The sequence below is a fragment of the Actinomadura formosensis genome, from assembly GCF_050948385.1.
Taxonomy (GTDB): Bacteria; Actinomycetota; Actinomycetes; order Streptosporangiales; family Streptosporangiaceae; genus Spirillospora; species Spirillospora formosensis.
This window is the reverse complement of the sequence record NZ_CP192011.1, coordinates 3,846,934-3,867,190: the sequence shown is the minus strand read 5'-3', so window position 1 is coordinate 3,867,190 and position 20,257 is coordinate 3,846,934. Positions and strand designations below refer to the sequence as shown.

The following is a 20,257-nucleotide window of genomic DNA, read 5'->3' as shown; positions in this document are numbered from 1 at the left end:
CATCGGGCTCCGCTCATCCGAGGGCCCACGCGTCCGGATCCCAGTGCGGCGCGCACTGCCGGATCCCGCCCCGCGGATCCGGGACGTCCCCGACGTAGCGGGGGATCAGATGCTCGTGCACATGATCGATGCTGCGGCCGGCGGCCTTGCCCTCATTGATCCCGATCGTCCAGCCGTCCGGCGCGCGACCGAGCCGCGCCACGACCAGGTCGCGGGCATAGAGGCGCACGCCGTGCAGTTCGGCCTCCTCGTCCCCGTACAGATCGAACACTGAGACCACGTGCCGCTTGGTGACCAGCTGCACATGCCCGGGATTGGCCGGGAAGTTGTCCAGCCGGACGTACCACGCCGCCGACTCGCCGATGATCCGCTGTGCGGCGCGGTCGCAGAACATGCAGCCGGTCACGGGGCACCGGCCGGTCGGGCGTCCTCGGCGGGCCGCTCGGCGCCTGCGGCCGCCGCCGAGGCGGGACGCTCGACGGCGCGGCCCGGCCGATGCCGGCAGCAGCACCACGTGCCGCCACGGCACTCCTCGTGGCGCCGGTTGCGGCAGGACGGGCAGATCATTCGGCCTCCTCGGTCGGTGTGCAGGTCGGCGGCATGCCGGGGTCCTCGCCGTCGGTGCACGGCGGCGGTGGCGGGGGCGGGTTCTCGCTCCGCGTCAGGGTCGGCGACGGGGACGGCAGGGCGGGGGAGTGGCTGCGTTGTGGCGTCGGCGTCACGGTCACCGTCCGCGCCGGAGTGGGCGTGGGGCTCTTGCTCGGCGTCCGCTTCGGCTTGCGTGACTTGGCCGGGGCGGGCGGCGGCAGGATGCGGGAGGGGTGCACGGACGACGGCGCCTCCTCCGGCTCGCCCGCCGTGGGCGCCGGCACGCTCGTCACGCCCGGCCGCCGGTCGTCTCCGCCCCCGGCGAGCATCACCGCCCCCAGGGCGGCCGTGGCGGCCAGCGCCGCGGCGGTGATCCCGAACGCGACGCGGTCGCGGGTGAGGCGGGCGGGGGCGCGGTGCCGGCCGTGCCGTGGCGCTTCCTCGGGCACCGGGGGCAGCTCGGCCGTGACGTCCGGCGGGTCGTCCAGGGTGGCGGCAGGGTCGGCGCCGAGGCGCGCCAGCCGGCGGAACGCGCGGTCGGTGCCGGTCCGGGGACAGCCGCTCATGTCCCCTCCGGCCGGGCGAGGGCGGCGCGGATGTGGCGGACCGGCACCATGGCGTGCTCCCACGTGAGGTCGCGGATGGCCTCCCGCACCCGCCCGACGGCGGCCACGGCGTGATCGCCGCGTAGCTGGTGCTGGCGGGTGATCGCTCGTTCGGTGATCAGGAGTTCGTCGAGGTGCTCCGCGTCGGCCTTGGCCGCGTCCCGTTCGCGCTCGGCCTCACCGAGCGCCTTGACCGCGGCGCGCAGCTCGATCTGCAGGCCCTGCACCAGGCCCAGGTGCCGCCGGTCGGCTTCGTCCCGCTGCCGTTCGGCCTTCTCGGCGCGCTGGCGGAGTGCGGCGGTCTCGGCCTCGACGACGGGCAGGACGGCATCGGCGCGGGCGAGGGAGTTCGCGTAAAGGTTCTCCAGGGTGCGCGGGTGGACCGGCGGGGACGTGCGCGACGCGCCCGCCGCGTTGAGCGTCCACTCGTTGAGCGCTTCGGCGAGCCGCTCGCGCAGGCCGGGCGTGCGGTCAGGCATCGCCCGCATCCTCCGCGTACGCCTCTCCAGGGAAGAAGATCGGCTCGGGCGGGTCCATGGCCTCGCGCGCCTCGCAGATGGAGCCGCACAGGCAGCGCTCGCGGCTCGGGCAGATCCAGTCGTCGGGCAGGGTCACGATGCCTCCCAGAGGGTGCGGGGGATTCCTTCGGTGCCGGTTGCAGCGCGGGGTCGGGACGGGCAGGTCCAGCCGGGGCGGGCGGGCCGTTCGGCGACGACGCGCCATGCAGCTGCGCGGAGGCTGGCGCCGGTCTCGCCGTGCTGGGTGTAGGTGATCAGGCGGCGGTAGCCGAGGGCCTTCGCGGCACGCCAGGCCGCGCCGTACAGCATGGAGTTCACGTTCGGAGTGCCGTCGGCCGCGGTGCGGGTGACCTCCAGAGTGAGGCCGTTGTCGAGGAAACGCGCGACGGGACGGCCGACGATCGCGACACCGCGCAGGACGTTCGCGTCGTCGGCCACGCCGACGCAGAACTTGCAGCCGACGGGCGCGCCGTGGTGGCGGTGCCACATGGCGACGAACCCGCAGGCGTCGGTGAACCGCATGGGCACGATGCGCAGGCCGGGCGTGCGGTCCCCGGTCACCAGTTCTCCCCTCGTGCGATGCGGGCGGCGTTGGACATGCCGCCGTCCCAGGACGATCCGTCTCCGTCGGCTTCAAGTTCGGCCTCGATGGCGTTGGCGATGCGTTCGCGGACCTCGACGCAGGTGTTGGACGCCCCGCACGCGCGGGCCCTCCGCCAGGACGGGTCAACCATCGTGATCTCCTTGCTCTCTGGCCCGCCGCCGTTCGGCGAGCAGCTTGCGGGCCTCCTCGGCGCCGCGGATCGCGGTCCGCGGGTCCTTGCGGCCCTGGTCGGGGATGCGGGGGGATCGCGGCACCCGCCGGTAGTCGTGGTCGCCGTGCAGCAGATCGAGCGCCTGGCGGGCGATGTGGTCGGCGTCCATACCGGGCAGCAGGCGTCCGCGCAGCAGGTGCGCGACGGCGGCGACCGCCCGCTCGTGGTGCCGGTCGACCTCGGGTTTGTCGGTCATGGCGTCACCTCGAAGTCGAACCCGAGCTGCCGCTCGTCCGGGTCCTCGCGGGCGGCGGGCTTCGCCTTCGTCGCCGGCGCGCGGACGGCAGCGCGGGCGCCGGGCATACCCTCCATCGACCGCTTCAGCGCCTCGTACGGGGCGTAGTCGCCGTCGGCGAGGATCCGGCAGAACATATCGACCACCGGGACGCCCTCCGGCGTGACCATGTTCTGGATCCCGACGACGTTCTCCATCACCATCGTCTGCGGTCTGATCTCCAGGATCAGCCGGGCGAAGTCGAACACGAGCGAGTTGCGGGGGTCCATCACGTCGCGCCGCCCTGCCATGGAGAACCCCTGGCAGGGCGGGCCGCCGATCACGGCGCCGACCTCGCCGGGCCGCATGTCGAGCGCGTCGAGAATCTCTCCGCCGGTCAGGCACTGGACGTCGGCGACCCAGAAGTGCTCACAGGGTTCGGCGTCGACGCAGACCGCGCAGCCGCACCGATCCGGCGTCCAGTGGCACGAGACGCAATAGCCCGTGGTGAGGTCGGCGTGGGTGTCGAGCGCTCGGCATTTACGGTGATCGGAGGTGGCGATCCAGCCGGACCCCGCGCGACCGAACCCCGCAGAGGCCCCGGCCCGGACCCAGCGGCGCTGGTCGTCGCCCTGCAGGGCATCCCAGTTCTTGATCCGGTCGGGCTCGTTGACGTGGACGATCGTGTCCGGGCCGCCGAGGTTGCACAGGTAGGTGGCGGCGGCGGTGAGGTCCCATTCGACGGCGGCCGCGACATGCCAGCCGGCCTGCTTGAAGCCGAGCGAGAACCCGCCGGCGCCGGCGAAGCAGTCGATTGCGACCGGCTTGGGCTGTGGGTGCGGCGCGGCCTCGTCCCGCACGAGTAGCCCGGACGGGCGGGCCGTCCAGCCGTCGAGATCGGGGGGCGTGAGGATGCTCATGACCGCCGTCCCTTCCGGGTGGTCCGCTTGGGCTGCCGACGCGGCACCTTCGACGAGCGGGACGGGTTGCGCTGCTCGCAGCCGCGCTCCCATCGAGGACCGACCCGCCTCCAGTGGCACAGTCCGGCGGCGGTGGCCTGCTCGACCGTCCACCTGGTGCCGTCCACCAGGCGGGTGTTGTAGGCCATGGCGCCGTCGTCCGACAGGGCGACCAGGCCACCGCAGTGCGCGCACTTCGCGCCGTCCAGCAGGCGCCGCGCGAGCGCCTCGGCCGCCTCGACCGGATGCCTGTGGTCCTCGGCGGTGATGCGGGCACCCCGGTACTGCGCGTGCGCATACCAGCCGGCCTGGTCGGCGGGCACCCCGTCGTGCAGGTAGCCGATCTGGAAGTTGGTCGCGCCGGTGCGGCCCACCAGGTCGACCGCGGCAAGCAGCGCGTCGTCGTCGAAGTTCACGGGGTTCCCTCCCTGACCCATCGGGCGAGTTGCTCGCCGAGCCACGGCAGTGCGCCGAGCCGCTCGGCGAGACGCCCGAGGCAGTGCGGGCACCACTCCAGCCCGTCCGGCGGCCGGGGCGGCATCGAGTCAAGGACGACGGGCGTGGCGTTCGTCGTCGGCCACACACCCTGGCCGCACATGGCGTTCTCGCCCGGCTTGGGGCCGTCCTCCCGGATGACGTGGAGGCGGCGGACCTGGCCGGCGCGCGGGCGCCCGTCGTAGTAGCCGGAGTGGATCGCGCGGATGCTCATGGCCGCCTCCGCCCCATCAGCGTGCAGGCGTGGCCGTCGGACTCCTCGCACGAGAAGCACGTTGCCTTCCCGGCCTCGACGCTCGCCGCACAGGGCTCGCACATCCGTTCGGTGAACACGTGCTCGTGTACACACCCGGCTTCCAGGACGACGGTGGCCTCGGCCATGCACGGCTCGCCGCGTCCCTGATCCACCAGGCAGACGGGGGCACCCGCGACGTCGGCGCGCATGCCGTCGAGGCCGGCGCGCATCACTTCGGCCCCGTTCACGGCTGCCTCCGGAACTCGGTGGCCCACGCCAGGGAGCTGGCCACGTAGACGACGAAGGCGGCGATCGCGACGACGGTCACGTGATCACCTCGACCGGTCCGAAGGCGACCCACCAGTGCGCGAGCAGCCGCCCCTCCTCCAGCTCGTCGCGGACCGCCCGGGGAACGGCCAGGACGCGGGCGGCGCGTGGCCACCAGATCAGCCCGGCCGGGTCGGCGACGGCGAAGCGGTGCGCCATGCGGTCGCAGGCGATGCGGGCCGAGGTCAGCCCCGCCTCGTGGCGGTGGGAACGTTCCAGGTCGGTGAACCAGGACAACTCGACGCCCAGCAGCGGGTGGTGGTTCGGGACGACGACGCCGCCGGAGCGGATGCCGGGCGCGCCGTGGTCGCAGGTGTAGTGCCAGATGGTGCGGGTCATCGCGGCGTCCTCAGCCCGCGGAACGGCCGGACGACCGGCCGGCCGTCCTCGCGCTCGATCAGCACGTTGCGGGGTGCGCCGCGCGGCGGGATCCGCCAGTGCAGCCACGGCGGGCACGGCGCGGGCGGGCACGCCTTGGACGGCGGGCGGTGGCGGGTCACGACCCGGACGGGCCGGCCGCGTTCGAGGTAGGTGGTCATGGGTTCTCGCCTCGCAGGGGGTGGCAGGCAGGGCAGCGGCGGGGCGCGTCGGGTTCGCCGGCGATGCGGGTGCGCTCGTCGCATTCGCCGCACCAGGGCGGCCGGTCGCCGGGGTGGCCGGGGGTCGGCGCCGGGGCGGCCTCCAGGTCCAGGGCGGCGGCCACGATGTCGGCGAGGTCGCCCTCGGCCATGCCGTCCATGTAGGGGATCAGGTGCTCGATCGGGTCCCGGGCGCGGGTGTGGATCTCGTCGAGCACGAAGGCGGCTTCGGTGTCAGTCAGTCCGTAGCGGCCGTGCAGCCAGCGCCGCGCCTCGCGCGCACGCGCGGACTGACTCCTTTCCCTTCCCTTCCCTTCCTCTCCTTTCCCAGCGGGAGGGCTCCCGGTGTCCTCCCGTAGTGGTGGGGGAGTGTCGGCGGGGCGGTCGTCCACGGGATCGGCCGTGTTGTCCACAGGCGGTGGCGGCGGGATCTTGCTCGGGGTCGGCTTGTTGACCCTCTGGTGGTCACCCCAGTTGGTGATCGCCAGATAGCGCTGGCCGGCCACCTCGTAGCGCACAATGCGCCCGTGGCCGGCCAGCGTGGTCAGGTCGTCCTCGATGTCCCGCAGCGACACGTCGTCCAGCGGCCACACGGCTGCCTTGATCAGCTTCACGTTGTCCTTGGTGCGGCCCTTGTCGTCACAATGCGTCCAAAGGCCGATCCATGTCAGGCGCGCACGCAATGGCAGCGCCGACACGTCCTCGGAGGCGAAGAAGCCGGGCTTGATCGAGCGGATCCGGGCCATGGTCAGGCGGCCCCTTCGGCGAGCCACGCCTCGACGGTCGTGCCGAGCCGGGCGCACGCCTCGGCGGGCGTGGCCGTGCCGGGCGCCTGCGTCTCCAGCGACAGCAGCCGACCCACGGCCTCGGCGTCCAGGTCGTAGGTCTTGGCCTGCGCGCGCAGCTCCGCCCGCTTGACCCTCAACTCCTCCCAGGTCATCAGGTCGAACAGGGTCCGCTGATGCACCTCGCGGCCGGAATCGTCGCGGCGCTTGACGCCGAACTCGCGGGGAACGCTGCCGACGATCTGCCCGTCGTCTCCCGACACCGGGACGCGCGGCAGCCGGGAGCTGCGCTCCCGCTTCAGGATCCGGTCGGCGCCGCCCTCGCGGATCTCCCGCAGAGTGTCCAGCGCCCAGTACCGCTGCGCCTGCACGGCATCGTCCAGCCCGGCGAGGAAGGCGTCCCGCCGGGCGGCGACGGCGTCCTCGGCGAGCGCGGCGTCGAGCAGCTCCTCGAACTCGCGCTGGTCGCCCTCTGACCACGACCGCCTGCTCACTGGCCCCCCTCGATGACGCGCAGGCCGCAGCGGGCCGCGCGGAATGCCGCGATGAACTTCTCGACGCCGGCCAGATAGGAGTCCAGTTCTTCGGCCAGCGACTCCGAGCCGATACGGCCGAGGCGCGCGGGGTCGAACGTCATGACGTCGTGGCCGCGCGTCAGCGCCTTGGAGAACGCCGTGATGTACGCCTTGTCCTGCCAGGCCGGGTCTGCGGCGATGTGCTCGACGATGCCCGGTGTCAGCTCGGGCGGCTCGGCCGCCGCCGCGCGCTCGATCCGGTGCACCACGGCGTCCGCCTCGTCCTGCCGGTCCGGCAGCGGCGGGGACTGCGGCGGCGGCTCGGGCGGCCCGCCGTACCAGATGCCGGGTTCGGTGACGGGGGCGGGCGGCAGTGGGGGCTGGACGGGCGCGGGCGGCTCCGGCCGGGCCTCCGCGGGTTCGGCGTCCGATTCGACCGCGGGCTCCTCGCCCGCCGGGGCGGGCACGGGCAGCTCGGCGCGGATCGCCTGGGCCGCCGCGGCGACGCCCGGATAAGTGATGCCGCGCGCGTTCAGATACGCCACGGCCGCCTCCAGCAGCTCCGGCGTCGTCTCGTCCGGGCGGGCCGGCGTCACCTCGCCGAGGTAGTGGGCGACGCGTGCGGGGGAGTAGGCGCGCGCGATCAGCAGCGCGGCTGTCTGCCGCATCCGGGCCGTGGTGCGGGTCGCGGCGGCGGTCGGCTTGCCGCCGGTCCGCTCGATCGTCTCCCGCCACACCTCGGCGCGCTCGCCCTCGGGGATCTTGCCGAGTTCGCGCGCCTGGCCCTCGTTGGCCGGGGCGGGCAGGCCGGTGTCAACAATTGTTGTCACCGTCTCCGCTGCCGAGGTGAGCTGGTGCGCTCGCTGGCGGCTGAACCCCCACCGCTCCCGGCAATAGTCCTCGAAGGTGCCGAACTCCCTCCGGTACAGCCGGCCGTCGCGGATCTCCAGCAGCGCCGTCCCGACGTCCACGAACGTGGCCAGGCCGCGCTCGATGACGCCCTCGCACCGGGCGAAGGTCGTCAGTTCCTCGGGCGACAGCGCCCGGGGGATGATCTCGGTCAACTCGTCTCCTTCCGCGGATGCCCGCGCCTGCGCCGCTCGCGGCGGCGCTCCTCCTCGGTCAACCCCCCGCACACGCCGGTCAGGTCGTCGGCGCCGCGCAGGCCCATCACCCAGGTGCGGCATTCGGCGTACACGGGGCAGGTCCAGCAGATCTCTTTCGCGTCGCGCCACAGGTGGGCCTCGATGCCGAGGTCGCGGGCGGCCCGCACCTGGTCCATCGGCGGGTCCATCACCTGGCCCCGGCCCTGGCAGGCGGCCCGCTCGCGCCACGGCTGATCCACGCGCAGCCGGATCGCCTCGGCGGCGTGGTCGACCGTCATTCCTTCGGCTCCTCCGGCTCGATGTCGGCCAGGTGGAACAGGATGCGGATCGCGCCGGGGACGGCGAGCACGTCTTCCTCGCCGTCGTCCTCGACGTCCTCCAGCGGCCACTCCACGATCAGGTGCCCGCAGTCGAACCGGCCGCCGGGCTCGACCCGGGCGACCATGTCCTTGAGCCTCAGCGCGATCTCCGCCTCGCCGGGGACGAAGACCGTGCCGGCCTTGCCGTCGAAGGCCGGCCACCGCAGCCCGTGCTCGCGGAAGTGCGGGGCGATCGCCCGAGCGGCGCGGGCGATGACGTCGTCGGCGGGGGTCATGACAGCTCCATGGGTGTGTGGGCGAGCCGCCGGGCGGCGGCCTCGATATAGGGCTCGTGCCGCTCGATGCCGATCGCTCGGCGGCCGGTGAGGCGCGCGGCCTCCAGCGTCGAGGCCGACCCTGCGAAGGGATCGATCACCAGGCCGCCGGGCGGGCACGCGTACTCGATCAGCGGCGCGAGGAGGTCGAGCGGCTTCTGCGTGGGGTGAATGCCGCCGTTTCGGTGCATCGAACGGGCCTGCAGGATCGAGGTGCGGAGGCGGGTGCCATCGTCGGACCATGAGCCCGTGCGGTACTCGCCACGCTGATAGATGTCCTTGCGGCCCTGCGTGACCGGGCGCCGGTGAATGACCCCTGTCGTGATGCGCTGGGGTTCATGGTGGACGTCCCGCCATGCGCCGCGATACCAGTGCAGGGCGTGCTCGTGGATGCGGCGGAACCGGTCGGCGTCGGGTCCGGTGGCGTTGCGCTTCTGCCAGATGACGTCCTGGCTGAGCTTCCAGCCGACGAACTCCTCGCGCCGGTCGAGGAACATGCGCATCGATCCGAAGCACCACATGCTGCTGGTCGCGGTGGCCGCGAGCGTGGGCCAGCCGTCTGGCCAGCAGTCCCACTCCAGAGAGGTTTCCGTGTACGGCGGGTCGGCCACGATCAGGTCGGCAGTGACGCCGAGCGCGGGCAGCACCTCGCGCATGTCGCCGAGGTAGAGCTGGACGTGATCGTCCTTGAAGTACGGCTCAGGCATCGCCCACCTCCGACACGGTGATGAGCGCTCCCGGTTCGGGCAGCGGGCAGCCGGGGCCGCCCACGTACACCTGGCGAACGTGCCCGTCGACGACCTGGCTGTCGTCCGGATACATCAGCCCGGTGAGGGCGTCGCAAAGGGCGCGGGCATGGTGGTCCCAATCGGAATGCCGGCGGCTGGTCGGGTAGGGGCGGGTGACCGACGGCGGCCGGGCGATCGCGACGATGGCGTCGAGCGCGACGGCGCCGCGGAACAGGCCGTGCGCGGCGCGGTCGGTCCCGCAGTGCACGCACGTCCGCCGCTTCCCGAACACCACCAGGCCGTGGTAGCCGGTGGCTCGCGCGGCGGCCCCGCGCACCAAGGTCCGCCACCCCTCCAGTTCGATGCCGTTGGCGTGGCGGAGTTTGCCACCGCCACCGCGCTTGAGGTTGCCCTGCCCGGCCGGGGCGCCGAAGACGGTGAAGGTCACGGGGGTCACATCCGCTCCTCGGTCTCGATGACCGTGCGCTCGTCGATGCGGATCGCCGACTCCCAGCACTGCCCGCACGCCACGTCCCCGATCCGGCGGCGCATCGTGTGCCCGCGGGCATCGCACAGCCCCTTCGCGCGCTTGGCCAGCGGGTGCGCGCGGGTCAAGTAGTCCGGCTCCCAGGTGAAGTCGGCCCTGCCCCCGCTTTTCTTGCGGACCTTCGCGCGGGTGCGGCGCACGGCGTCGATCGCGTGGGTGACCCCCAGCTCGCCGGAGCGGACCTTCTCCCGGGAGCCCTCGTCCAGGTCCAGCAGCGACAGGTAGTAGCTCACCCAGGAGATCGACTTGCCGGTCTCGGCGGCGATCTGCTGCTGGGTCATGCCGCGGTTGATCAGCGCGCCGAGTGCCTCGGCCCGTTCCATCGCGTTCAATTCGCGGCGCTGGCAGTTCTCCACCAGCATCAGCTGCAGCGCCTGTGCGTCGTCCACGCCGTGCCGGACGATCACCGGGACCACGTTCAGGCCGGCCAGCTGCGCGGCGTCGAACCGGCGATGCCCGGCCAGGATGCGGTACTCGCCCCGCCGGGCGGGGTGGGGCTGGACCACCAGCGGCTGCAGGATGCCCTGGCTGGCGATGGAGCGGGCCAGGTCGCCGAGGTCCTCGCCGAGGTCCTCACGGATGTTGGCCGGGTGCGGGTGGATCCGCTCGGTGCTGACGATGGTGACCTTCTGGGCGAGCACGTGCGCGGAGGCCATCTGCTGCGGTGTGCTCATCGCGTCCACCTCCTCCTTCCGGCGGGCGTCACGCCCGCCTCCCGCCCGGCGAACAGAGCCCGGGAACGTTCCACGTAGGTGCGCATGGCGGGATCGAGCGGGCGGGACTCCAGCTCGTCCAGGTAGGCGGCGAAGCGGGCGCGGTCTTCCGGGGTGGCGAGCAGGGACGCGGTCCGGTCGGCCACGAGCCGGCCGCACATCGCCTTCACTGCGGCGCTCACGGCGCCCCTTCTCCCGGGGTCTTGCCGGCGAGCTGATCGCGGATCGCGCGGAGCGTGTCGCCGGGGTCGGCGCCGTCCTGCCATGCCTCGATCGCCTGCTCGACGAACTCCAGGTTCCGGCGCGTCCGGCCGAGCACCTCGCCGGGCGTCTCGCCGTGCGGCCGCCGGATCGTGACCGTGTACCGGTCGTCCGTCCCGGCGAGCTTGAACATCAGCTCGACGAAGTTCGGGGCGTCCGCCGCATCGAGGATCTCGACGAACGATGCGACGAAGATGCGCATCAGGTCGTGTGCCAGGGACAGGTCCATGTCGATCGTGCCGTCGGCGGTGGTGATGCTCTTGATGCCAGCGTCGAGGTGGCCCAGTTCGGCGACGCGCTCCTTGAGATGTGCCACGTGCTCGGCTGGCGGCATGTCCGGCCAGTGCTCGGCGACGTCGCCGGCGTTGAGCCCGGCGCCGAGGACCTTGCTCGCTCGGTCGGCGAGCCACATCGCGTCGGTGCGGGCCTGCTCCGGCGACGGGATGCGCCAGTCGGGTTTGTCCCAGTTGCCGGTGATCCAGCGGAGCACCTGCATGACGGCCTGCGCTTCGCCGATGGTCATGGCCATCAGGAAGGCACCTCCTCGCCGTACAGCGCGGCCAGCACGGCGCGGGTGCACCAGGCCGGGAGGGTCTCGTAATCGTCGTCGTTGAACCGACGGCGCTTGACGAACGCGCCGGGGTCGGAGATGGCCAGCCGGATGAGCTTCACCGTCTCCTCCGGCGTCGCGGTGAAGTCGGGGCCGCCGTGCTCTTTGAGGAGGGCGAGTGCGGCCCGCCCGCCGTTGTGCCGCTTCACCTGCCGGAGGATCTTCTCCCCGGCCTGCATGATCTCGACGGTGGGGACGCGGCCGTTCATCCAGTTCGCGAACCGGCTGACGTCATGTTGCCCGGTGACGACCAGGACGACGACGGGATCGCCATGCCCGTTGTCGTAGGTGCGGGATTCGTAGGACATCAGTCCTCCTCGATGGCTCGGCCGACCGCCCATGCCACGCCGAGGACGAGGGCGAGTAGGGAGACGGCGAGGTTGATCCGGAGCGCGCCGAAGAATCCGAGCGTCGGCATCATCGGCAGCCATTCGCCGTGGACCACGCCGACCGCGAGCATCAGCGCCCACGACTCGATCGGGGTCGCGATGGCGGCGAGCGCGAGCATCGCGAGGAACCTCACGCGATCACTCGCCCCTTGCCGTGCGCCCCCACGTAGCGGGGGCGGCGACGGACGGACCGGCAGGGCGCCGAGACGGCGGCGGACGCCAGAGCGCACACGGCCAGCCAGCACGCGATCGCGACGCACGCCAGCACCACGCCCCAGCCGGGTGCGCGCTCAGCCATTGCGACGACCTCCCCGGCGACGACGCGAGTCGGAGTCGGAGTCGGGGTCGCCGGGTTGAAAGCCCGGGTCGGGCTGATCACCCCCGGCGTCCTGCGGCCCGGCGTCCAGGGCGGCCGGGTCGGTGAGGGTCTCGGACGCGGCCCGTCCGGTAGCCCGGCCGAGAGACTGCAGCTTGTGGAATGCCTCGGCCTTCGCCTGCGCCTCGGCGTCTTCGGGACCGGTCGGCAGTGGGCCCGGCTCGCCGATCCGGTTGACCAGGGCGGCCGGCGGCAGGGCGGGCGCCGCGGGGAACGAGGACGGGGCGGGCGGCTGCTCGGGCATCGCGATCCCGGCGAGCTGGCAGCCGTGCTCGACCATGGACCGGGCGAAGGCGGCCTCGCGCTCGGCCTCGTGGCGGTGGCGGCCCAGCTCGGCGTGCCGGGTGGTGGCGTCGGCGAGCTGGCGCTGCAGGTCGGCCATGACGCCGTCCAGGCGGGTCAGCTCGGCGTCGATCGCGGTGATGCCGCCGTGGTGGCGGCCCCACTCGGCCATCGCCGCGCGCAGCGATTCGGGGGCCTGCGGGGCGGGGATCTCGGTGGTCATTTCAGTCCTCTCTCGGCCCGCTCCTGGGCGTGCAGGCGGGCGAATTCGGCGGGGTGTTCGGTGGCCAGGCGGCGGCGGGCGGCGGGCCTGACCTGCCATCCCCTCTGGCCGCCGGTGGCCAGCTCGGCCATCAGCTCGGCCAGCCGGTCCGGGTGCGCCTCGCCGAGGCGGATGAGCGCGTGGCGGCGGGCGTCCTTGCGGAGCGCGTAGCGGAGCCGGACCGCGGCGGGCAGCGTGGCGCTGTAGTCGCGCTGGTAGGTGTTGTGGGCGACGCGGCACGCCTCGTCCACCGGCTCGCTCAGGCGCACGTGCCGCGTGTAGGCCGAGTGGGTGCCGCACGGTGCGGGCGGGCGGGACATCAGTCCTCCTCCTGTCTGGTCGTGTCCTGCTTCGCCAGCTCCTCGGCGAAGAGGGCCCGGAATGCGGGGGCGTAGGCGCGGGCGAGGCGGGTGAGGGCGCGCCCGCGGGCGCGGTGCCGCGCCTTGGAGGTCTCGCTGTGCCGCCGGCGTGCGATCTTGCGGTAGTCGCGTTCGTAGGCGTTGCGGGCCTCGCGGCACGCCTGGCAGGGCTTCTCGCGGGCCTTGATGTGCCGCTGGTACGCGCCCGTCGTGCCGCACGGGTCCAGGCGCCGGGCCATCAGCCGCGCTCCGGGTAGACGCCGTAGGCGGCGGCCTCGAAGACGACCCCGGCGAACCGGCGGCGGGCGACGTGCGTGGTCGAGCGCGGCCAGGCGCGCGGCCCGGAGGTGACGCCGAGGATCGCGGCGACCCGGTCGACCTCGGCGCGGGCGTCCGGCCGCGGCGTCCCGGACGGCACCCAGTAGGAGATCGTCTGGTCTGCGGAGACGGGGACCTCGGGGTGGGTCTCCAGCCAGTCGGCCAGCTGCCGGAGCCCGGCGACTACGTCCTGGCGGTGCGTGGTGGAGATGGTCAGCTCCTGTTCGGCGGCGGCGCACAGCCAGGTGCGGCCGGTGGGGATCTCGGCTGTGCCGCCGTAGCGGACGGCGGGGCCGGCGACGGGCCAGCGGCCCGCCCGCCCGGTGACGGGGTGGCGGATGATGACCTCGCCGCCGGTCAGCTGCATGGGCGTGGCGCGGCCGATCACGGCGCCTCCCGGCGGGCCCGCCCGTCGCGGGCGCATCCCGCGCAGGCCGCGCGGGTGCGCGGGTCGGACGGGTCGCAGCTGTGGGCGGGCCAGGGCGGCGGGCCGTCCTCGGCCTCCGGGTCGCGCCAGGCGGCCAGGCCGATCGCCCCGGCCCACTCGGCGTGCAGGTCGGCACGGGGGCCGAGGGACTGCGCGGTCGCGGCGGCCAGGGCCAGGACGGCGTGCACGAGGGCCTCGTCGGTACGGCCACCGCGGCAGAGCCGCTCGGCCTCGCGGTAGTTCTGCGGGCCGTTCACGACATCTCCTCGATCTCTTCGGGGGAGTAGTGGGTCGGGCCGGCCGGGGCGCCCTGCTCGGCGGGGTCGTCCACCAGCTCGGCGTCCTGGACGTCCTCGGCGGGCGGCATCGGCGCGGGCGGGCGGCGCAGCTCGGCCGCCTTGGCGGAGGCGCGCAGCATCTCCCGCCGGTACTCCGCGGAGGTGGGCACCCACGGCTCCAGCCGCTTGGCCGCGGTCTTCCACCACATCGACCGGCCGCGCAGCTCGGGGTGCTCGGGACCGGCGTCCAGGCGCTGCCACGGGGAGTACTCGCCGTCGGAGCCGTCGCTGGACGCCTTGGCGGCCATGACGTCGTTGCGGTCCAGCAGGACGACGCGCGACCACGCCCCGGTGGTCAGGCGGGCGTAGGCGTAGACGCCGACCATCTCGCCGCGCTCGCGGTTGCCGCGCTCGCCGAAGAAGTCGGCGCCGGTCTGGCCCCGCCCGCCGACCTCGTGGTAGGGCCGGTCGTCCTGGCCCTCGACGTACCGGAAGACGTCGTGCGCGCAGACCTCGCGGACGTGGACGGAGGCGACGCCGCCCGAGCGGTACATCCGCTCGATCACGCCCCGGTAGCCCTCGATGCCGAGGATGCGCCAGCGGCCCTTGGCCCTGCGGGGCGTCAGGTAGTAGTCGGGGGTGCCGGGCAGGTGCCCGAGCGCGGCGCACTCCAGCATCGCCGTGATCAGCGAGTCCGGCGAGGCGGTCGCCGCCTCCATCAGCCGGTCGTTGGTGTACAGGGCGGCGGCGGCCGTGCCGAGGAACGCCTCGACGTCCACGTGCGCGGGCGCGACCGCGTCGAAGTGGGCGCGACGCGACCACATGATCTTGACGGGTCCCTCGCCCGCCTTCTCCACGGCCTGGGTGACGGTGCTCATGGGGCGGTCTCTCCTTCGGTCATGGCGTTCGTGGACGCCTCGGCCTCGAACGCGAAGTGGATGACGGCGTCGAGCAGGCAGGAGGAGTGCATGAGGGCTCCCTGCAGGTCGAGGCCGTGCGAGGCGCTGCGGGTGGGATGGCCCGGCGCCGTGGTCTCGATGGCGTTCAGGGCCCTGGCGCACAGCAGGTGCCCGTGCTCGGCCAGAGCGCGCAGGTAGGCGGCGACGGCGGGCGCGTCGTCGGCGGTGATGCCGCCGAGCCGTTCGGAGGTCAGGGCCAGCTGCTCGGCGGCGAGCGCGAGGCGGCCGGCGGTGGTCTCGGTCATGCCGCGTCCTTCTTGATCTTGGAAGGGGTGATCTTGTCGACCTGGTGGACGGTGCGGCAGTCGGCGTAGGCGCCGGGATGGCGGGCGCGGAGCCGGTCCATGTCGCAGCCGGACTGCTCGTACACCGACCGGACGGCGATCTTCGCGCCGCCGCTGACGGCGTACTTGGCGTCGGCCTCGCCCATGGCGGCGCGGACCCGGTTGCTCAGCAGGTCGTAGTGGTCGCGGGCGTCGTCCAGGTCCGCCTTCGCCGCGCGGTAGTCGGCGGCCAGGTCGGCGTCGATCTCGGCCTCGCCGTCACCGCCGAGCGGGTACAGCAGCGACAGGGCCTGCGCGGTCGCCTCGGTGTGGTCGATGTCGGGCACCCGCTCGGCCGCGACGTCGTCGAGGAACTGCGCCGCCCGCTCGCGCATGAGGGCGATGTCGGTCTCGTCCCGCTCGATCCGGTAGACGCGGATCTTCTGCGTCAGCAGGAACAGGCACGCGACCGCGACCCAGTCCAGGCCCATCGTGTCGAGCTGCCAGAGCGCCTGCGCGCGGATGTAGGGCGGGATCTCGTCCGAGCCGTCCGGGCCCCACTCCTCGAAGGTCGCGCTGGTCTTGATCTCCAGCGCGGCGGCCGGGTCTCCGGCGACCTCGATGCGCTCGTCATCGATCGGATCGCCGTATTCGTACAGCACCCGGTCGGGCGTCGATCCCTGGTAGGGCCGCTCGGTGCTGACGACCAGCCCGGCGCGCTCGACGTGGTACTCGGGATGCATCTCGGCGAAGCGGTCGGCGACCCAGGGCTCCAGGTGCCGCCCGAGCGACAGCCGCTCGTTGTCGTAGTCCTCGGGGATCGCGCCCCGCTTCACCCAGAAGAGATTGAAGGGACTCCCGAACGGGCTGATCCCGAGGACGACGCCGATGTCGGAGGCGGTGACGAGCGGGACGCGCGCGGCCAGCCACTCCTCCCGACCGGCGTCATGCGGCAGCACCTCCACGGCGGCGCCGATCTTCCGGCCGGTCACGGCTCCTCCCAGGGGGTGGCGCGGGCGATCGCGAGGGTGAGATTGCGCGTCGGCCCTCGGTGGAAGGCCCAGGTCGCGGCGACGTGCTCCAGCCAGTCGGCGACCGTGCCGAGCAGCGGCGTCGCCTCACCGGAGCGGCGGCGGCAGTAGGCGGCGGCGCGGCGCAGCTCGTCCTCGGGCTTGCAGGCGTGCTCGTTGTCGAGCGCGACGAACTCCTCCACCGACAGGTCCTCGGCATGGTGCGCGCACCGCTTGCAGGTCCAGGCGATGACGCTCACGGCGCCCACCGCCAGCCGTCCCCGCGCGGGTCGTCCCGGCGGGGCGGCGCGGGGACGTCCAGCAGCAGCCGCGCCGCCTCGCCCCGCTCGATGTGCGCGGCGTCGGACAGGACGTCCACCGCCTCGACCGGGCTGATCAGCCCGCCCCAGTAGCAGTCGCCTACCATCGCGGCCATTTCCTGCGTGCTCACGGCGTCACCCCGGCGCTGGCCATGGTGAGCGAGCACATCTCCAGAACAGCGCCAACGTGCGCCCCCACCTCGGCCGGGTCGTCCGGCAGAGCGTCCAGCAGGGCGAGGTAGGTGTCCTGGTCCATGGCGACGCGGGCGGCCATGAGGCGCCCGGCCCACACCACCTCCGGACGTTCGACCGCATCGGCGAACACGGCGGACGCGTCCGGCTCGCCGTCGTCGGCCAGGCCCTGGAACTTGATCGCGACCGCCCGGCCGCCGGGCTTGATGCCGAGCCGATCGGCCATCGTGTCGATCCAGCCGCGCATGGCCAGCTCGACGCCCTCGGGCCCGCACTCGTCGCCGATCCGCTGGACGGCCTTCACGGCGGTGTCCTCGGCGTCGCCCATGTAGGCGACCATCGCGGCCGACGCCAGCCACTGGGCGTGGTCGGCGATCTCCTGTGTCATCTCGATCTCGTTCATCAGGGCTCACTTCTCCAGGCGACGAGGGGGCGGCGGACGATGTGGATCTGGCCGCACCGGCACCGGTAGGGCATGAGCCCGACCCGCTTGTGGCGCGGCATCTTGGTGATCACCGCGGCGGCGACCGCGCGGGACGGGAAGACGTCCTTGTCGGGGCGGGGGCAGGCGCTCATTCGGGGTCCTTGAAGAACAGGCCGAGCATCCGATCGGAACTGGCGATCCTGGGCGCGTCCTCGCCGCCCAGCAGGAACTTCGTCAGCGGCCAGACGGGGATATCCAGTGCGAGTGCGGTCGAGACCTCGGCACGCGCGCCGCGCGAGGAACGCCAGCCCGGCAGAACCACGACGCCGTCGGCGTGGCAGCACAGCCGGTCCATGCCCTCGGCGAATGCGAGCCGGACAGCGTCGCCCTCGCGAGCGTCGCCGCCGTCCTCCTCGGTGGGCGCGTACACCACGTGGCCCTGGCCGCGCAGCGCGGCGGCGGCGCGGGCGAACGCGGTGCGGCCCATGTCGGGCTCGGACCGCATCGGCCCGGACAGGTAGATCCTCATGACCGTGCCTCCGCCAGCGGGAAGCCGTGCACGCTCCGGCCGTCGGGCAGGACGATCTCCCACGGGCCGGGGATGAAGCCGTAGGCGGCCCAGTCGCAGCCGCGCTCGGCCTGGCCCTTGCCGCCGTCGGTCGCCGGGCCCTTGAGCGCACCGAGCGTCCGGCCGATGCACTCCTGGCCGATCACGTCGGAGGCGATCGTGTCGCTGCCGTCGCGGTTCTTGCGGGGGTGCGCGGCGAGCGCCTCGCGGAAGTCCCGGCCGGAGGCGACGTCCCCGCAGCGCGGGCAGGTGAACTTCCAGTCCATCGGGTCGTCGCCGAACCGGGCCCGCGCCTCGGCGAGCAACTCGGCCTGCGTCAGCTTGCGGTGGGTCATGATGTCTCGACCTCCTCCAATGCCGCCTCCACGGCGGCCACGATGTGCGGGGCGCGCTCCAGCCAGCCGTCCAGGGCGCCGGCGACGGTCTCGATCGAGCCGCCCCCGAGCAGGTGCGCGACCCAGGAGGCGCGGGCCCGCCGGTAGGCGCGCGGGGACTGGTCGGCGCCGGACGCCGGGTCGACGTGCCGGACGGGGACGCCGCGCGCCAGGGCGAGTGCGGCGCGGGCGTCGGCCATGGAGGTGAGGTGGTCGGCGCGGGCGACCCGGTCGGCCGGGGGCGGGACGCGGCCCGCCATGCCCAGCAGCCGGACGGCGGCGCGGTCGGTGAGGTTCACAGGACCGCCTCCTCGGACCGGGTGGCGACGGACTGTGCGGCGACGTGCAGCAGCACCTTCAGGTGCTGCTCGACCTCGGAGTCGGGGACGGCGCCGATCAGCGCGGCGCACATCACCCGGTCGCGGGCCGCGTGCGCGGCCACCAGCCGCATCGCCCACAGCAGGGGCGGCGGCACCTGCTCGGGGTCGAGCACCCGGCCGCCGTCCATCACGACCGGCCGGAAGGTGCCGTTCTTGCGGGTCGAGCGCGGCAGGCCATCGAGCATCGCCTCGCACCACACGGCGGCGACGCTCTCGACGGCGAGCCGCCCGCCCCGCTCGATCGTGTCGGCGGTGATCCGGTGGCCGCGCCCGCAGTCGCCGTACACGGCGCAGGTCAGGGCGCGCCCGGCCAGGACGGCGGCCAGGCGGCGCGCCCCCCAGCGGGCCAGGCGGCGGGAGAGGAGCCTCATCGCAGGCCCTCCCACGGCTTGTCCACCCAGGAGTGCCCGATGAACTCGCGCAGGGCGCCCTCGCTGATCAGGGCGTCCCCGGCGACGACCGCCAGGGCGGGCAGCTCCCGCCCGGCGACCATCGTGCGGACCACCAGCGGGTCCACGGCGAGGATCGCGGCGACCTCGGACATGGCCAGGATGCGGGCGCTCACGACCGGCCCCCGATCGCCAGGGCGACCAGCCCGGCCAGACACGCGGCGGGCGCGGCGACGGCGACGAAGCGGCCGACCGGCGGCAGCGTGCGCCAGGTGAAGACGACCGACCTCATGCCGCCCTCCACTGGCGCTTGCGCTCGCGGGCGGCCGGGGCCGGCTTCGGGATCGGCTTGGGCGCGGGGCGGGGCCCGCCCTTCCCGGCGGGGACGAGCACGGCGGGCCGGTACCACGCCGTGCACGGGTAGCCGCCGATCACGGCCTCGACGCAGACGGCGGCGTCGCTCGACCGGGACCCGGTGAGGCAGTGCGCGTCGGGGCCGCCGGTCAGCCCCCCGTGGACGTTGCCGGGCACGTCGCACACGACCTTGCCGGTCCATCCGTTCACGTGACGGACGTGCATTCCGTGCGGCCAGCGCTGCGCGAGGTCCTCGATGCGGCGGCGCAGGGAGACCGGGACGCGGTCCCGGTCGGCCATGGTGATGATCACAGCGGGTCCTTCCACTCAAGTTCGGTCAGAGTCAGGGCCGTGCACGCGAGCTGCCGGATGCCGACCTCCAGCGCGGCGGCGCGGGTGGCGTGGTCGGGGATGCCGATCGCCTCGGCGGCCTTCACGGCGGTGTCGCGCCCGCCCTTGAAGTGGCGCATCAGCTCCAGGGCGATCCGGCCGAGGTTGACGTCGTCCACCTCGGGGGCGGCGGTGCGCAGCAGGTCGGCGAGCATGACCCCGCCCTGCCGCGTGATGTGGTCGGAGGGGAGGGCGGCGTCGAGCTTGGCCAGCGCCCGCAGCTCGGCATCGGTGAGCGCGCTCACTGCCCGCACCCCATGTCGCAGTCGGGCTCGCACGGCAGGCCCTTGGCCATCCGCACCGCCCACGGCTCGTCCGGCCAGGTCTCGCCGAACCCGTCGGCGAACGCCTTGACTATTGGCGCGCCGTACTGGGCGAAGTCCGCGGCGGCCATCGCGTCCACCACGTCGTCCCGCCCGAGCAGCCAGGCGTACTCGCCGAGCTTGTCCACCGAACGGGACGCCGAGATGCCCCGGTGGCCCTCAATCTTGGTCAGGGCGAAGGCGTAGTAGTCGCGGGCGCGGTCCTCGATGTCGTCCGGGCGGACGCGGATCTCGTCCCACTTCTCGGGGGTGACGTCCGACTTGAGGAACGGGCGGGCGTGCTCGAAGTTGAGCGCGGCGATCAGCACCCCCCTGCGGAAGCCGAGCACGTCCTCGCCGACGCTGAGCGTTGTGAGGCGGGCGACGATCTCATCTTGTGTGCGCATG

Annotated in this window: 47 protein-coding genes; all 47 read right to left on the bottom strand. The window is 73.6% G+C overall.

Going from position 1 to position 20,257, the window contains the following annotated elements; all coding sequences use genetic code 11:
- Positions 1–13: 13 nt before the first annotated feature.
- On the bottom strand, positions 14–406 hold the full coding sequence (locus ACQP1N_RS18500; protein ID WP_433225519.1) for an HIT family protein: 393 nt from the start codon (positions 404–406) through the stop codon (positions 14–16).
- The gene (locus ACQP1N_RS18495; RefSeq protein ID WP_433225517.1) at positions 403–567 is read right to left on the bottom strand and encodes a hypothetical protein; all 165 of its coding nucleotides are present in this window, start codon (positions 565–567) and stop codon (positions 403–405) included. Before ACQP1N_RS18495 ends, ACQP1N_RS18500 begins: the two co-directional genes overlap by 4 nt.
- Entirely contained in the window at positions 564–1,154 is a 591-nt protein-coding gene (locus tag ACQP1N_RS18490; protein WP_433225515.1) for a hypothetical protein, read from the bottom strand. The genes ACQP1N_RS18495 and ACQP1N_RS18490 overlap by 4 nt, the downstream gene beginning before the upstream one ends.
- Positions 1,151–1,672, bottom strand: coding sequence for a hypothetical protein (locus ACQP1N_RS18485; protein ID WP_433225513.1), 522 nt, complete (start codon positions 1,670–1,672; stop codon positions 1,151–1,153). The genes ACQP1N_RS18490 and ACQP1N_RS18485 overlap by 4 nt, the downstream gene beginning before the upstream one ends.
- The gene (locus ACQP1N_RS18480; protein WP_433225511.1) at positions 1,665–1,808 is read right to left on the bottom strand and encodes a hypothetical protein; all 144 of its coding nucleotides are present in this window, start codon (positions 1,806–1,808) and stop codon (positions 1,665–1,667) included. The genes ACQP1N_RS18485 and ACQP1N_RS18480 overlap by 8 nt, the downstream gene beginning before the upstream one ends.
- Positions 1,805–2,272: an XF1762 family protein gene (locus ACQP1N_RS18475; protein ID WP_433225509.1), complete on the bottom strand. Its 468-nt coding sequence runs from the start codon at positions 2,270–2,272 to the stop codon at positions 1,805–1,807. The genes ACQP1N_RS18480 and ACQP1N_RS18475 overlap by 4 nt, the downstream gene beginning before the upstream one ends.
- A complete protein-coding gene (locus tag ACQP1N_RS18470; protein ID WP_433225507.1) occupies positions 2,269–2,445 on the bottom strand; it encodes a hypothetical protein in 177 nt (58 codons plus the stop codon). Before ACQP1N_RS18470 ends, ACQP1N_RS18475 begins: the two co-directional genes overlap by 4 nt.
- Positions 2,438–2,722: a hypothetical protein gene (locus tag ACQP1N_RS18465; protein ID WP_433225505.1), complete on the bottom strand. Its 285-nt coding sequence runs from the start codon at positions 2,720–2,722 to the stop codon at positions 2,438–2,440. Before ACQP1N_RS18465 ends, ACQP1N_RS18470 begins: the two co-directional genes overlap by 8 nt.
- Positions 2,719–3,660, bottom strand: a complete 942-nt coding sequence (locus ACQP1N_RS18460) for a DNA cytosine methyltransferase (RefSeq protein WP_433225503.1) — start codon at positions 3,658–3,660, stop codon at positions 2,719–2,721. Before ACQP1N_RS18460 ends, ACQP1N_RS18465 begins: the two co-directional genes overlap by 4 nt.
- Positions 3,657–4,115, bottom strand: coding sequence for a hypothetical protein (locus ACQP1N_RS18455; RefSeq protein ID WP_433225501.1), 459 nt, complete (start codon positions 4,113–4,115; stop codon positions 3,657–3,659). Before ACQP1N_RS18455 ends, ACQP1N_RS18460 begins: the two co-directional genes overlap by 4 nt.
- Positions 4,112–4,408: a hypothetical protein gene (locus ACQP1N_RS18450; protein WP_433225499.1), complete on the bottom strand. Its 297-nt coding sequence runs from the start codon at positions 4,406–4,408 to the stop codon at positions 4,112–4,114. The genes ACQP1N_RS18455 and ACQP1N_RS18450 overlap by 4 nt, the downstream gene beginning before the upstream one ends.
- Complete coding sequence (locus ACQP1N_RS18445; RefSeq protein ID WP_433225497.1) at positions 4,405–4,677, bottom strand: hypothetical protein; 273 nt, start codon at positions 4,675–4,677, stop codon at positions 4,405–4,407. The genes ACQP1N_RS18450 and ACQP1N_RS18445 overlap by 4 nt, the downstream gene beginning before the upstream one ends.
- Positions 4,678–4,753: 76 nt before the next feature.
- Complete coding sequence (locus ACQP1N_RS18440) at positions 4,754–5,095, bottom strand: hypothetical protein (protein WP_433225496.1); 342 nt, start codon at positions 5,093–5,095, stop codon at positions 4,754–4,756.
- Positions 5,092–5,295: a hypothetical protein gene (locus ACQP1N_RS18435; protein WP_433225495.1), complete on the bottom strand. Its 204-nt coding sequence runs from the start codon at positions 5,293–5,295 to the stop codon at positions 5,092–5,094. Before ACQP1N_RS18435 ends, ACQP1N_RS18440 begins: the two co-directional genes overlap by 4 nt.
- Positions 5,292–6,107, bottom strand: a complete 816-nt coding sequence (locus ACQP1N_RS18430) for a hypothetical protein (RefSeq protein WP_433225494.1) — start codon at positions 6,105–6,107, stop codon at positions 5,292–5,294. The genes ACQP1N_RS18435 and ACQP1N_RS18430 overlap by 4 nt, the downstream gene beginning before the upstream one ends.
- Positions 6,083–6,613: a hypothetical protein gene (locus ACQP1N_RS18425; RefSeq protein ID WP_433225492.1), complete on the bottom strand. Its 531-nt coding sequence runs from the start codon at positions 6,611–6,613 to the stop codon at positions 6,083–6,085. The genes ACQP1N_RS18430 and ACQP1N_RS18425 overlap by 25 nt, the downstream gene beginning before the upstream one ends.
- The gene (locus ACQP1N_RS18420; protein ID WP_433225490.1) at positions 6,610–7,698 is read right to left on the bottom strand and encodes a hypothetical protein; all 1,089 of its coding nucleotides are present in this window, start codon (positions 7,696–7,698) and stop codon (positions 6,610–6,612) included. The genes ACQP1N_RS18425 and ACQP1N_RS18420 overlap by 4 nt, the downstream gene beginning before the upstream one ends.
- On the bottom strand, positions 7,695–8,018 hold the full coding sequence (locus ACQP1N_RS18415; RefSeq protein WP_433225488.1) for a WhiB family transcriptional regulator: 324 nt from the start codon (positions 8,016–8,018) through the stop codon (positions 7,695–7,697). The genes ACQP1N_RS18420 and ACQP1N_RS18415 overlap by 4 nt, the downstream gene beginning before the upstream one ends.
- Complete coding sequence (locus ACQP1N_RS18410) at positions 8,015–8,335, bottom strand: hypothetical protein (RefSeq protein ID WP_433225486.1); 321 nt, start codon at positions 8,333–8,335, stop codon at positions 8,015–8,017. The genes ACQP1N_RS18415 and ACQP1N_RS18410 overlap by 4 nt, the downstream gene beginning before the upstream one ends.
- Positions 8,332–9,081, bottom strand: coding sequence for a DNA-methyltransferase (locus ACQP1N_RS18405; RefSeq protein ID WP_433225484.1), 750 nt, complete (start codon positions 9,079–9,081; stop codon positions 8,332–8,334). Before ACQP1N_RS18405 ends, ACQP1N_RS18410 begins: the two co-directional genes overlap by 4 nt.
- Positions 9,074–9,559 (bottom strand): RusA family crossover junction endodeoxyribonuclease, encoded by a 486-nt coding sequence (locus ACQP1N_RS18400; RefSeq protein ID WP_433225482.1) that lies wholly within the window; start codon positions 9,557–9,559, stop codon positions 9,074–9,076. Before ACQP1N_RS18400 ends, ACQP1N_RS18405 begins: the two co-directional genes overlap by 8 nt.
- Positions 9,556–10,323, bottom strand: coding sequence for a ParB/RepB/Spo0J family partition protein (locus ACQP1N_RS18395; protein ID WP_433225480.1), 768 nt, complete (start codon positions 10,321–10,323; stop codon positions 9,556–9,558). The genes ACQP1N_RS18400 and ACQP1N_RS18395 overlap by 4 nt, the downstream gene beginning before the upstream one ends.
- Entirely contained in the window at positions 10,320–10,544 is a 225-nt protein-coding gene (locus ACQP1N_RS18390) for a hypothetical protein (RefSeq protein WP_433225478.1), read from the bottom strand. Before ACQP1N_RS18390 ends, ACQP1N_RS18395 begins: the two co-directional genes overlap by 4 nt.
- Complete coding sequence (locus tag ACQP1N_RS18385) at positions 10,541–11,152, bottom strand: hypothetical protein (RefSeq protein ID WP_433225476.1); 612 nt, start codon at positions 11,150–11,152, stop codon at positions 10,541–10,543. Before ACQP1N_RS18385 ends, ACQP1N_RS18390 begins: the two co-directional genes overlap by 4 nt.
- Positions 11,152–11,541, bottom strand: a complete 390-nt coding sequence (locus tag ACQP1N_RS18380) for a hypothetical protein (protein WP_433225474.1) — start codon at positions 11,539–11,541, stop codon at positions 11,152–11,154. Before ACQP1N_RS18380 ends, ACQP1N_RS18385 begins: the two co-directional genes overlap by 1 nt.
- Positions 11,541–11,756 (bottom strand): hypothetical protein, encoded by a 216-nt coding sequence (locus ACQP1N_RS18375; protein WP_433225472.1) that lies wholly within the window; start codon positions 11,754–11,756, stop codon positions 11,541–11,543. The genes ACQP1N_RS18380 and ACQP1N_RS18375 overlap by 1 nt, the downstream gene beginning before the upstream one ends.
- Positions 11,753–11,920, bottom strand: coding sequence for a hypothetical protein (locus ACQP1N_RS18370; RefSeq protein WP_433225470.1), 168 nt, complete (start codon positions 11,918–11,920; stop codon positions 11,753–11,755). Before ACQP1N_RS18370 ends, ACQP1N_RS18375 begins: the two co-directional genes overlap by 4 nt.
- A complete protein-coding gene (locus tag ACQP1N_RS18365; protein WP_433225468.1) occupies positions 11,913–12,503 on the bottom strand; it encodes a hypothetical protein in 591 nt (196 codons plus the stop codon). Before ACQP1N_RS18365 ends, ACQP1N_RS18370 begins: the two co-directional genes overlap by 8 nt.
- Positions 12,500–12,862, bottom strand: a complete 363-nt coding sequence (locus ACQP1N_RS18360; protein WP_433225466.1) for a hypothetical protein — start codon at positions 12,860–12,862, stop codon at positions 12,500–12,502. Before ACQP1N_RS18360 ends, ACQP1N_RS18365 begins: the two co-directional genes overlap by 4 nt.
- On the bottom strand, positions 12,862–13,140 hold the full coding sequence (locus ACQP1N_RS18355; protein ID WP_433225464.1) for a hypothetical protein: 279 nt from the start codon (positions 13,138–13,140) through the stop codon (positions 12,862–12,864). The genes ACQP1N_RS18360 and ACQP1N_RS18355 overlap by 1 nt, the downstream gene beginning before the upstream one ends.
- Positions 13,140–13,607 carry a hypothetical protein gene (locus ACQP1N_RS18350; RefSeq protein WP_433225462.1) on the bottom strand — a complete coding sequence of 156 codons (468 nt, stop codon included), beginning with the start codon at positions 13,605–13,607 and terminating at the stop codon, positions 13,140–13,142. The genes ACQP1N_RS18355 and ACQP1N_RS18350 overlap by 1 nt, the downstream gene beginning before the upstream one ends.
- Entirely contained in the window at positions 13,604–13,903 is a 300-nt protein-coding gene (locus ACQP1N_RS18345; RefSeq protein ID WP_433225460.1) for a hypothetical protein, read from the bottom strand. Before ACQP1N_RS18345 ends, ACQP1N_RS18350 begins: the two co-directional genes overlap by 4 nt.
- A complete protein-coding gene (locus tag ACQP1N_RS18340) occupies positions 13,900–14,802 on the bottom strand; it encodes a recombinase RecT (RefSeq protein WP_433225458.1) in 903 nt (300 codons plus the stop codon). The genes ACQP1N_RS18345 and ACQP1N_RS18340 overlap by 4 nt, the downstream gene beginning before the upstream one ends.
- Entirely contained in the window at positions 14,799–15,128 is a 330-nt protein-coding gene (locus ACQP1N_RS18335; protein WP_433225456.1) for a hypothetical protein, read from the bottom strand. Before ACQP1N_RS18335 ends, ACQP1N_RS18340 begins: the two co-directional genes overlap by 4 nt.
- Positions 15,125–16,138, bottom strand: a complete 1,014-nt coding sequence (locus tag ACQP1N_RS18330) for a YqaJ viral recombinase family protein (RefSeq protein WP_433225454.1) — start codon at positions 16,136–16,138, stop codon at positions 15,125–15,127. The genes ACQP1N_RS18335 and ACQP1N_RS18330 overlap by 4 nt, the downstream gene beginning before the upstream one ends.
- Entirely contained in the window at positions 16,135–16,416 is a 282-nt protein-coding gene (locus ACQP1N_RS18325; protein WP_433225452.1) for a hypothetical protein, read from the bottom strand. The genes ACQP1N_RS18330 and ACQP1N_RS18325 overlap by 4 nt, the downstream gene beginning before the upstream one ends.
- Positions 16,413–16,607: a hypothetical protein gene (locus ACQP1N_RS18320; protein ID WP_433225450.1), complete on the bottom strand. Its 195-nt coding sequence runs from the start codon at positions 16,605–16,607 to the stop codon at positions 16,413–16,415. Before ACQP1N_RS18320 ends, ACQP1N_RS18325 begins: the two co-directional genes overlap by 4 nt.
- Complete coding sequence (locus tag ACQP1N_RS18315; RefSeq protein ID WP_433225448.1) at positions 16,604–17,071, bottom strand: hypothetical protein; 468 nt, start codon at positions 17,069–17,071, stop codon at positions 16,604–16,606. Before ACQP1N_RS18315 ends, ACQP1N_RS18320 begins: the two co-directional genes overlap by 4 nt.
- Complete coding sequence (locus tag ACQP1N_RS18310) at positions 17,071–17,244, bottom strand: hypothetical protein (protein WP_433225446.1); 174 nt, start codon at positions 17,242–17,244, stop codon at positions 17,071–17,073. The genes ACQP1N_RS18315 and ACQP1N_RS18310 overlap by 1 nt, the downstream gene beginning before the upstream one ends.
- On the bottom strand, positions 17,241–17,621 hold the full coding sequence (locus ACQP1N_RS18305) for a DUF4406 domain-containing protein (protein ID WP_433225444.1): 381 nt from the start codon (positions 17,619–17,621) through the stop codon (positions 17,241–17,243). Before ACQP1N_RS18305 ends, ACQP1N_RS18310 begins: the two co-directional genes overlap by 4 nt.
- Positions 17,618–17,995: a VVA0879 family protein gene (locus tag ACQP1N_RS18300; protein ID WP_433225443.1), complete on the bottom strand. Its 378-nt coding sequence runs from the start codon at positions 17,993–17,995 to the stop codon at positions 17,618–17,620. The genes ACQP1N_RS18305 and ACQP1N_RS18300 overlap by 4 nt, the downstream gene beginning before the upstream one ends.
- Complete coding sequence (locus ACQP1N_RS18295; RefSeq protein ID WP_433225441.1) at positions 17,992–18,333, bottom strand: hypothetical protein; 342 nt, start codon at positions 18,331–18,333, stop codon at positions 17,992–17,994. Before ACQP1N_RS18295 ends, ACQP1N_RS18300 begins: the two co-directional genes overlap by 4 nt.
- The gene (locus ACQP1N_RS18290) at positions 18,330–18,785 is read right to left on the bottom strand and encodes a hypothetical protein (RefSeq protein WP_433225439.1); all 456 of its coding nucleotides are present in this window, start codon (positions 18,783–18,785) and stop codon (positions 18,330–18,332) included. Before ACQP1N_RS18290 ends, ACQP1N_RS18295 begins: the two co-directional genes overlap by 4 nt.
- Positions 18,782–18,979, bottom strand: a complete 198-nt coding sequence (locus tag ACQP1N_RS18285; RefSeq protein ID WP_433225437.1) for a hypothetical protein — start codon at positions 18,977–18,979, stop codon at positions 18,782–18,784. The genes ACQP1N_RS18290 and ACQP1N_RS18285 overlap by 4 nt, the downstream gene beginning before the upstream one ends.
- A 112-nt stretch (positions 18,980–19,091) precedes the next feature.
- On the bottom strand, positions 19,092–19,469 hold the full coding sequence (locus ACQP1N_RS18280; RefSeq protein ID WP_433225435.1) for a hypothetical protein: 378 nt from the start codon (positions 19,467–19,469) through the stop codon (positions 19,092–19,094).
- On the bottom strand, positions 19,466–19,792 hold the full coding sequence (locus tag ACQP1N_RS18275; protein ID WP_433225433.1) for a hypothetical protein: 327 nt from the start codon (positions 19,790–19,792) through the stop codon (positions 19,466–19,468). The genes ACQP1N_RS18280 and ACQP1N_RS18275 overlap by 4 nt, the downstream gene beginning before the upstream one ends.
- Positions 19,789–20,256, bottom strand: coding sequence for a hypothetical protein (locus ACQP1N_RS18270; protein ID WP_433225431.1), 468 nt, complete (start codon positions 20,254–20,256; stop codon positions 19,789–19,791). The genes ACQP1N_RS18275 and ACQP1N_RS18270 overlap by 4 nt, the downstream gene beginning before the upstream one ends.
- Position 20,257: the final 1 nt, after the last annotated feature.